The sequence below is a fragment of the Stenotrophomonas sp. 2YAF22 genome, assembly GCF_052114665.1.
Lineage (GTDB): Bacteria > Pseudomonadota > Gammaproteobacteria > Xanthomonadales > Xanthomonadaceae > Stenotrophomonas > Stenotrophomonas indicatrix.
The window spans coordinates 1-8,779 of sequence record NZ_JBFRFE010000113.1 but is presented as its reverse complement, the minus strand read 5'-3'; the positions used below and the strand labels follow the sequence as shown (position 1 = coordinate 8,779).

Sequence of the window (8,779 nt, the reverse complement as noted above, 5' to 3'; positions counted from 1 at the left end):
GTGCCGGCAACAGCAGGGTTGCCGTCGCCACGGATCAGTCCTGGTAGCTGACGCTGACGATCTCGTACTCGCGCTGGCCGGCCGGCGCATCGATCACGATCGAGTCACCTTCCAGCTTGCCGATCATCGCGCGGGCGACCGGCGAGGAAATCGCGATCAGGCCGAGTTTGATGTCCGCTTCCAGATCACCAACGATCTGGTACTTCTTCTCTTCGTCCGATTCCACGTCGGCCAGGATCACGCTGGCGCCGAACACCACCTTGGAGCCTGCATTGAGCTTGCTCACGTCGATGATCTCGGCGTGCGACAGCTCGCCTTCCAGCTGCTTGATGCGGCCTTCGATGAAGCCCTGTTCCTCGCGCGCGGCGTGGTACTCGGCGTTCTCCTTCAGGTCGCCGTGCTCGCGCGCTTCGGCGATCGCGGCGATCACCTTCGGACGCTTGACCGACTTCAGGTGATCCAGTTCGTCGCGCAGACGCTGCGCGCCCTTCATCGTGATGGGTGCTCTCATGCGTTCAACTCCTTGTGCAGTTCCTGCAGCGACCAGACCGGGCCGGTACCGCGGAATTCCAGTGAATCCACCAGCGCCTTGGCACCGGCAATGGTGGTCGAATAGGTGACACGGTGCTGCAGTGCCTCGCGACGGATCGAGAACGAGTCGTTGATCGCGGCACGGCCTTCGGTCGTGTTGACGATATAGACGATCTCGCCGTTCTTGATCGAATCGACGATGTGCGGGCGACCCTCGACCACCTTGTTGATGATCTCGCAGTCCATGCCGTGCTGCTGCAGCCACGCTGCGGTGCCACGGGTGGCAACCAGGCTGTAGCCACGTGCCAGCAGGGCCTTGGCCACCGGCAGCACGCGCTTCTTGTCCGGGTCGCGCACCGACACGAACGCCTTGCCCACCGGCGGCGCCTTGATGCCACCGGCTTCCTGCGCGCGCGCGAAGGCGGCGTTGAAGCTGCGGCCCACGCCCATCACCTCACCGGTGGAGCGCATCTCCGGCCCGAGGATCGGGTCGACGCCCTGGAACTTGGCGAACGGGAAGATCGCTTCCTTCACCGAGTAGTAGTCCGGCACGATTTCCTTGGTGGCGCCCTGCTCTTCCAGGGTCTTGCCCGCCATGCAGCGGGCCGCGATCTTGGCCAGCGGCATGCCGGTGGCCTTGGACACGAAGGGCACGGTGCGCGAGGCACGCGGGTTCACTTCCAGCAGGAAGATGGTGTCGTTGCCTTCCTCATCGGTCTGGATCGCGAACTGGGTGTTCATCAGGCCCACCACGTTCAGGGCCTTGGCCAGCTCGACCACCTGGCGACGCAGCTCGGCCTGGGTTTCAGCCGACAGCGAGTAAGGCGGCAGCGAGCAGGAGGAATCGCCCGAGTGCACGCCGGCCTCTTCGATGTGCTCCATCACGCCACCGATCAGGACGTTGCCCTGGGCGTCGGCGATGATGTCCACGTCGCACTCGACGGCATTGTCGAGGAAGCGGTCCAGCAGCACCGGCGAATCGTTGGATACCTTCACCGCATCACGCACGTAGCGGGCCAGGTCGGATTCGCCATAGACGATTTCCATCGCGCGGCCACCCAGCACGTAGCTCGGGCGCACCACCAGCGGGTAGCCGATCTCACGCGCCAGCAGCAGGGCTTCCTGGTCGTTGCGGGCAATGCGGTTCGGCGGCTGCTTCAGGCCCAGCTTGTCCACCAGCTGCTGGAAGCGCTCGCGGTCTTCGGCCAGGTCGATCGAGTCCGGCGAGGTGCCGATCACCGGCACGCCGTTGGCTTCCAGCGCGCGCGCCAGCTTCAGCGGGGTCTGGCCGCCGTACTGAACGATCACGCCCTTGGGCTGTTCCAGCTCGACGATTTCCAGCACGTCTTCCAGAGTCAGCGGCTCGAAGTACAGGCGGTCGGAGGTGTCGTAGTCGGTCGACACGGTTTCCGGGTTGCAGTTGACCATGATGGTTTCATAGCCATCCTCGCGCAGCGCCAGTGCCGCGTGCACGCAGCAGTAGTCGAACTCGATGCCCTGGCCGATGCGGTTCGGGCCACCGCCGAGGATCATGATCTTGTCGCGGTTGCTCGGCGCGGCTTCACACTCGTCCTCATAGGTCGAGTACAGGTAGGCGGTGCCAGTGGAGAACTCGGCGGCACAGGAGTCCACGCGCTTGTACACCGGGCGCACCTTGTGTGCGCGACGCAGCGCGCGCACGGCCGCTTCGTTGGTGCCGGTCAGCTGGGCCAGGCGCGCGTCGGAGAAGCCGGCACGCTTGAGCTTGCGCAGGCGCGCCGCATCCAGTGCATCGATCCCATCGGCCGCGACCTGGGTCTCGGCGGCGATGATTTCTTCGATCTGGTCCAGGAACCACGGATCGATGTAGGACAGCTTGAAGATGTCCTCCACGCTCATGCCGGCACGGAACGCGTCGGCGACGAAGAACAGGCGCTCCGGACCCGGCGCCTTCAGCTCGCGGCGCAGGGTCTGCAGATCGTCTTCACTGGTCAGGTCCAGGCCGGTCGGGTCGAAGCCGACCTTGYCGGTTTCCAGGCCACGCAGGGCCTTCTGCATCGATTCCTGGAAGGTGCGGCCCATCGCCATCACCTCGCCSACSGACTTCATCTGGGTGGTCAGGCGTGCATCGGCAGCCGGGAACTTCTCGAAAGCGAAGCGCGGAATCTTGGTGACGACGTAGTCGATGGACGGCTCGAACGAGGCCGGGGTCAGGCCGCCGGTGATCTCGTTCTTCAGTTCGTCCAGGGTGTAGCCCACGGCCAGCTTGGCCGCGACCTTGGCGATCGGGAAGCCGGTGGCCTTGGACGCCAGCGCCGAGGAACGCGACACGCGCGGGTTCATCTCGATCACCACCACGCGGCCGGTATCCGGGTTGATGCCGAACTGCACGTTCGAACCACCGGTGTCCACGCCGATCTTGCGCAGCACGGCGATGGAGGCATCGCGCAGGCGCTGGTATTCCTTGTCGGTCAGGGTCTGCGCCGGGGCCACGGTGATCGAGTCACCGGTGTGCACGCCCATCGGGTCCAGGTTCTCGATCGAGCAGACGATGATGCAGTTGTCCKYGKTATCGCGGACCACTTCCATCTCGAATTCCTTCCAGCCCAGCACCGACTCTTCGACCAGCACTTCGGTGGTCGGCGACAGTTCCAGGCCGCGGTTGACGATCTCGATCAGCTCTTCGCGGTTGTAGGCAATGCCGCCGCCACTGCCGCCCAAAGTGAAGCTGGGGCGGATGATGGTCGGATAGCCGACGCGGGTCTGGATCTCCAGCGCTTCGTCCAGGGTATGGGCAACGGCAGCGGTCGGGCACTCCAGGCCGATCTCGCTCATCGCCACGCGGAACAGCTCGCGGTCTTCGGCCATCATGATCGCTTCGCGCTTGGCGCCGATCAGCTCGACGTTGTACTTCTCAAGCACACCGTTGTCGGCCAGGTCCAGCGCGCAGTTCAGCGCGGTCTGGCCACCCATGGTCGGCAGCAGCGCGTCGGGCTTCTCCTTGGCGATGATCTTCTCGACGGTCTGCCAGTTGATCGGCTCGATGTAGACGGCGTCGGCCATCTCCGGGTCGGTCATGATCGTGGCCGGATTGCTGTTGACCAGCACCACGCGGTAGCCCTCGTCACGCAGGGCCTTGCAGGCCTGGGCGCCGGAGTAATCGAACTCACAGGCCTGGCCGATGACGATCGGGCCGGCACCGATGATGAGGATGGTCTTGAGGTCAGTGCGCTTGGGCATTTTCTTCTCTAAGTCAGTACAGCGTGACAAGGGGGAGTGATCGCACGCTGTCGATCAGGAAATCTCTTCGGGTTTCAGCGCAATCCGGCACTGGTCCTGCAACGGCTTGGCCAACTGCGCGTCCAGATCCTCTGGAATCGCCGGCCCACTTTCGAACGACGCCACCATGCGTCGGTACGTCGGGCTGGCCATGAAGGCGGCAAGCTGTGCGCGGTCCGCGCCAGCCAGACCGGCGCCGGCCTTGGCCTCGGTATTTTCCGGGGTGGAATTGGCGAACGTGGTCGACAGGGCCTGGCCCGCGGGCGTGGCCAGGAAGCGCGACCATTCGGCGATCACCACATCGCCATCGCTGCCCAGACCCTGGATGATCGAACGGCGGAACTGTGCATCCAGCAGATCGCGCACGGGTGCCTGCGCGCATGCCTGGTCGGCATCCGGCAACGCCTTCAACGCCGGCGTGCTGTCGATCACCAGGCTGGCCATGGTGGTGCCCAGCGAGCCCATGCCCAGCGTCTTCACTACCGCAGCCACGTCGGCGTCGGACGCCGGAGCGGCCTGTGCCGCACCCGCGGCGCAGCACAGCGACAGCAGCAGAGCGACGCTGCGCATCAAGCCTTGGCCTCGGCCATCAAGGTCACGAAACGATCGAACAGCGGACCGACGTCGGTCGGGCCCGGCGAGGCTTCCGGGTGGCCCTGGAACGAGAACGCCGGCACATCGGTGCGGGCGATGCCCTGGTTGGTGCCGTCGAACAGCGAACGGTGGGTCACCCGCAGGGTGGCCGGCAGGGTCGCTTCATCCACCGCGAAGCCGTGGTTCTGCGAGGTGATCATCACCCGGCCGCTGTCCAGGTCCTGCACCGGATGGTTCGCGCCGTGGTGGCCATGGCCCATCTTGATCGTCTTCGCGCCCGAGGCCAGGCCCAGTAGCTGATGGCCCAGGCAGATGCCGAAGGTCGGGATCTTCACGTCGATGAAGGTCTTGATCGCGGCGATCGCGTAGTCGCACGGTTCCGGGTCACCCGGGCCGTTGGACAGGAACACGCCGTCCGGCTTCAGCGCCAGCACTTCAGCGGCCGGGGTCTGCGCCGGCACCACGGTGACCTCACAGCCGCGCTCGGCCAGCATGCGCAGGATGTTGGTCTTCACGCCGAAGTCGTACGCCACGACCTTGTACTGGGCCGGCACGCTGACGAAGGCGTTGGCATCCAGGTCCAGCTGGCCCTCGGTCCAGACGTAGGTCTTGTCGGTAGTCACGACCTTGGCCAGATCCATGCCCTTCAGCCCCGGGAACTTGCGGGCCGCTTCCAGTGCCTTTTCCACATCGATGTCGTCGCCAGCCATCAGCGCGCCGTTCTGGGCGCCCTTCTCGCGCAGGATGYGGGTCAGCTTGCGGGTGTCGATGCCGGCGATGGCGACCACGCCACGCTGGATCAGCCAGTCCTGCAGCGACACCTGGCTGCGCCAGCTGCTCGGGCGGCGCGGTACGTCGCGCACGATCAGGCCGGCCGACCACACCTTGGACGCTTCATTGTCCTGGTCGGTCATGCCGGTGTTGCCAATGTGCGGATAGGTCAGCGTGACCATCTGCCGGGCGTAGGACGGGTCGGTCAACACTTCCTGGTAGCCGGTCATGGCGGTGTTGAACACCACCTCACCGACGGACAGGCCGGGCGCGCCTACGGATTCGCCCTCGAATACGGTGCCGTCTTCGAGGACGAGGATTGCGGCTTGGGTCACGGAATTCTCACTTTGGCTACCGAGGGGGTGCCGAAGTCACGCCTGCGCTTCACGGAAATCCGGTTGCAAAAAAGCGCGGACGTACGGTCTGGGACCGGTCCGGCTTTCGTGATTCGGCGAGTGCGAATTGTAGCGGTGCCGGGGCGCTCGCGCCAGCGGTTATCGCCATTCATGAACAGGCGATTGCGCATTCATTTCAATCCGGGTGCGTATGCAGGCCGATGACCGGGCCGCTGCCATCCGACCTGCCCGGCTCCGGTAGGCGCCAACCTTGGTTGGCGCGTTCAGCAACGGCTGCCAACCAAGGTTGGCATCTACCATCGACCCGGGACCGTTACCCGGGCCCGTCCAGCAGGTCCCTTACCCGGTAGCTGCCAGCCGCCCGACCCTGCAGCTGGCGAGCAGCAAACAGCGCCCCGCGGGCGAAGATGTCGCGGTTGGTGGCCCGGTGCACCAGTTCGATGCGCTCGCCCAGGCCGGTGAACTGCACCAGATGCTCGCCGACGATGTCTCCGGCGCGCAGGCTGGCGTACTGCGGCTCGGCCCCGCCCCGCTGCGCCGCGGCGCCCAAGGTCAACGCCGTGCCCGAGGGAGCGTCCTTCTTCTGCGTATGGTGCGATTCGACGATGTCGCAGTTCCAGCCGGCCAGCGCCTGCGACGCACGCTCCACCAGCTCATCGAGCACCGCCACGCCCAGGCTGAAGTTCGACGCCCACACCAGCGGGATCTTCGCCGCCGCTGCTTCCAGTGCCTGGCGCTGCACACTGGAAATACCGGTGGTGCCCGATACCAGTCCCGCACCGCGCTCCACGCACAGTGCCAGCAGCGCATCGAAGCCCTCGGGCAGGCTGAAGTCGATCGCCACATCGAACACCGGCGCCCCCGGCAACTCGCTGGCCGCGAAGAACGGCACGCCGTCGATCACCCGCTGCGCCGGCGCACGGCCGGTCACCGCAGCGACGATCTGCAGGGAATCAGGATGTTCGGCGGCCAGCCGCAACAGGGCCTGGCCCATGCGCCCGGAGGCGCCGTGAATAAGCAATCGCAGGGGAGTCTGGTTCATGCACGCAGGCTAGCGGCAGCACGCATGGTCCGGCAAGCACTGTCGCTGCTACGCTGCGTGCCCCTTCAAGCGCTGGCCCGCACCCCATGCACCTTTGCAAACCGCCCGCGCCAAGCGCTGACGCCGTCATGCCGCCTGCGCGGATGCAGGGCTGAAACGGTGCGCATTTCCGAAGTCGCCCGCCGCACCGGCGCCAGCGCCAAGGCCATCCGCCTGTACGAGGCACGCGGCCTGCTGCCGCCAGTGCCGCGCCTGAACCGCTATCGCGACTACAGCGAGCAGGACGTGGCCTGGGTGCAGCTGATCCGGCAGGCACTGGGGCTGGGCATCGGCTTGGCCGCCATCACCCGCCTGCAGCGTGGCGACGGCCAGCTGGACTGGCCAGCCGTGCTCGCCCTGCTGGAGCGCCAGCGCACTGCGATTGCCGCCGAGCGCGAGCGGCTTGCCCGCGTCGAGGTCGAACTACAGCAGGTGGGTGACGAGCTGCGGCAATGGCTGCAGCAGGGCGATGGCACCTGCGTGCTGGCTCCCGCTGGCTGCCCTGGCGGGGTTTGACTCTGCCCTTGGGGCATAGCGCAACGTCGGTCGCCTTCCAGCCTCCGAGACTGCCGTGTCCCGTTCCATCCTGATCCTGCTTGGCCATCCCGACCGCGACAGCCTGTGCGGCGCCCTCGCCCACCGCTACGCGACCGCCGCCCGCAACGCCGGCCACCGCGTGCACATGATCGCCCTGGGTGAACTGCAGTTCGACCCGGTGCTGCGCCACGGTTATCGCCAGATCCAGCCACTGGAAACCGACCTGCAGGATGCAGCAGACGCGATCCAGGCTTGCGACCACCTGGTGCTGGTCTACCCGACCTGGTGGGGCGCGATGCCGGCACTGCTGAAGGGCTTCTTCGACCGCGTGCTGCTGCCGGGCTTCGCCTTCCGCTACCGTCGCGATTCGGTGTGGTGGGACCGGCTGCTGGCGGGGCGCAGCGCGCGGGTCATCACCACGCTGGATACGCCGCCCTGGTACTACCGCTGGATCTACCGCGATCCGGGCATCACCCAGATCCGTGCCACCATCCTTGAGTTCTGCGGCATCCGCCCGGTGCGGGTCAGCCGGCTGGGCCCGGTGCGCAGCAGCACGCCGCAACAGCGCGAACGCTGGTTGGCACTGGCAGCGGAGCTTGGCACGCGGGCAGGTTGAGGCATAGCCGCGAACCGGTCGCCTCACCCTGCCTGCAACGTAGATCCACTCCATGCGTGGATGATCAATTCCGACACCGCTGGAGGGCAGCGCTGGGGATGCGTAGATCCACGCCATGCGTGGATGATCAATCGGCAGTGCGGACCAAGGTCCGCACCCACCAGGGAAGGTCCGCACCCACCAGGGCAGCGCCCAGACGCCTCTCTAGTGCTGCTTCGGCGGCGTCGGTCCGCAGCTGTCGCAGCCGCCGCACGCACCGCCACCGCCAGTGGCCGGCGGCGCGATCTTCCGGCCCAGCGCCTGCAGCCAGGCCGCACGGCCCGGCTTCAGCAGCGCCAGTGCCAGCGCGCCGCGCAGCTTGCGCACGGTGCCGGGCGCCTGCTTCTTCAACACCACCCACGCACTGGCCAGCACGGCCACCGCGATGATCAGGTACTGCACCAGCAGGCCGGCGTCCATCAGCCGCCTCCCAGCGCCACGGTCACCTGGTAGGTGATCAGCGCCGCGACATAGGCCGCAGCAAACAGGTAGAACGCCGAGAAGCCCATCGTCTTCCACGAGTTGGTCTCGCGCTTGATGGTGGCCAGCGTCGAAATGCACATCGGCGCGTAGATGAACCACACCAGCAGGGCCAGGCCGGTAGCCAGCGACCAGCCGTCGGCCACCACCGGCGACAGTGCGGAGATCGCCGCATCATCATCGGCGGCCGACAGCGCATACACCGTCGCCAGCGAGGACACCGCTACTTCGCGCGCAGCGAGGCCCGGAATCAGGGCGATGCAGATCTGCCAGTTGAAGCCCAGCGGCGCGAAGATCGCGGTCATCGCATGACCGATCTGGCCGGCGTAGCTGTAGTCGATGGCCGGCATCGTCGCGTCGGCGGGCGCGCCCGGGAACGACAGCAGGAACCACAGCAGGATGGTCAGCGCCAGGATGATGCCGCCGACACGCTTGAGGAAGATCATGCCGCGCTCGTACAGGCCGACGGCGAGGTCGCGCGGATGCGGAATGCGGTACGACGGCAGCTCCAGCATC

The 8,779-nt window shown here is 66.5% G+C and carries 9 protein-coding genes; 2 read left to right on the top strand and 7 right to left on the bottom strand.

The features are described from left to right. Positions 1-34 precede the first annotated feature (34 nt). The 5 genes from greA to dapB all read right to left on the bottom strand — a co-directional run bounded on the left by greA (position 35) and on the right by dapB (position 6,552). Entirely contained in the window at positions 35-499 is a 465-nt protein-coding gene (gene greA, locus AB4Y84_RS06840) for a transcription elongation factor GreA (RefSeq protein WP_025874725.1), read from the bottom strand. An 8-nt stretch (positions 500-507) separates the two neighbouring features. Next, positions 508-3,750: a carbamoyl-phosphate synthase large subunit gene (carB, locus tag AB4Y84_RS06835; protein ID WP_442249914.1), complete on the bottom strand. Its 3,243-nt coding sequence runs from the start codon at positions 3,748-3,750 to the stop codon at positions 508-510. Positions 3,751-3,804: 54 nt separating this feature from the next. Continuing rightward, positions 3,805-4,359 (bottom strand): hypothetical protein, encoded by a 555-nt coding sequence (locus AB4Y84_RS06830; RefSeq protein WP_442243480.1) that lies wholly within the window; start codon positions 4,357-4,359, stop codon positions 3,805-3,807. Continuing rightward, on the bottom strand, positions 4,359-5,489 hold the full coding sequence (carA, locus tag AB4Y84_RS06825; RefSeq protein WP_442249913.1) for a glutamine-hydrolyzing carbamoyl-phosphate synthase small subunit: 1,131 nt from the start codon (positions 5,487-5,489) through the stop codon (positions 4,359-4,361). The genes AB4Y84_RS06830 and carA overlap by 1 nt, the downstream gene beginning before the upstream one ends. 334 nt (positions 5,490-5,823) lie before the next feature. Continuing rightward, complete coding sequence (gene dapB / locus AB4Y84_RS06820; RefSeq protein ID WP_363733133.1) at positions 5,824-6,552, bottom strand: 4-hydroxy-tetrahydrodipicolinate reductase; 729 nt, start codon at positions 6,550-6,552, stop codon at positions 5,824-5,826. 159 nt (positions 6,553-6,711) lie between these two features. On the opposite strand from dapB, the gene AB4Y84_RS06815 reads away from it, so the two are divergent. Continuing rightward, complete coding sequence (locus AB4Y84_RS06815; RefSeq protein ID WP_080148926.1) at positions 6,712-7,107, top strand: MerR family transcriptional regulator; 396 nt, start codon at positions 6,712-6,714, stop codon at positions 7,105-7,107. 55 nt (positions 7,108-7,162) lie between these two features. After that, entirely contained in the window at positions 7,163-7,744 is a 582-nt protein-coding gene (locus AB4Y84_RS06810; protein ID WP_312786980.1) for an NAD(P)H-dependent oxidoreductase, read from the top strand. Between the two features lie 204 nt (positions 7,745-7,948). Here AB4Y84_RS06810 and AB4Y84_RS06805 read toward each other — a convergent pair whose 3' ends face one another. Both AB4Y84_RS06805 and AB4Y84_RS06800 read right to left on the bottom strand, forming a co-directional pair. After that, positions 7,949-8,203 carry a DUF6587 family protein gene (locus AB4Y84_RS06805; RefSeq protein WP_363733131.1) on the bottom strand — a complete coding sequence of 85 codons (255 nt, stop codon included), beginning with the start codon at positions 8,201-8,203 and terminating at the stop codon, positions 7,949-7,951. Continuing rightward, on the bottom strand, positions 8,203-8,779 hold a 577-nt coding region (locus AB4Y84_RS06800; protein WP_442249912.1), incomplete at its 5' end, for a nucleoside recognition domain-containing protein. The genes AB4Y84_RS06800 and AB4Y84_RS06805, both read right to left, overlap by 1 nt.

What these genes read in the sequence shown, in the direction of transcription:
- dapB (WP_363733133.1), bottom strand. Translation starts at nt 6,552, where the DNA reads ATGAACCAGACTCCCCTGCGATTGCTTATTCACGGCGCCTCCGGGCGC.
- AB4Y84_RS06805 (WP_363733131.1), bottom strand. Translation starts at nt 8,203, where the DNA reads ATGGACGCCGGCCTGCTGGTGCAGTACCTGATCATCGCGGTGGCCGTG.
- AB4Y84_RS06830 (WP_442243480.1), bottom strand. Translation starts at nt 4,359, where the DNA reads ATGCGCAGCGTCGCTCTGCTGCTGTCGCTGTGCTGCGCCGCGGGTGCG.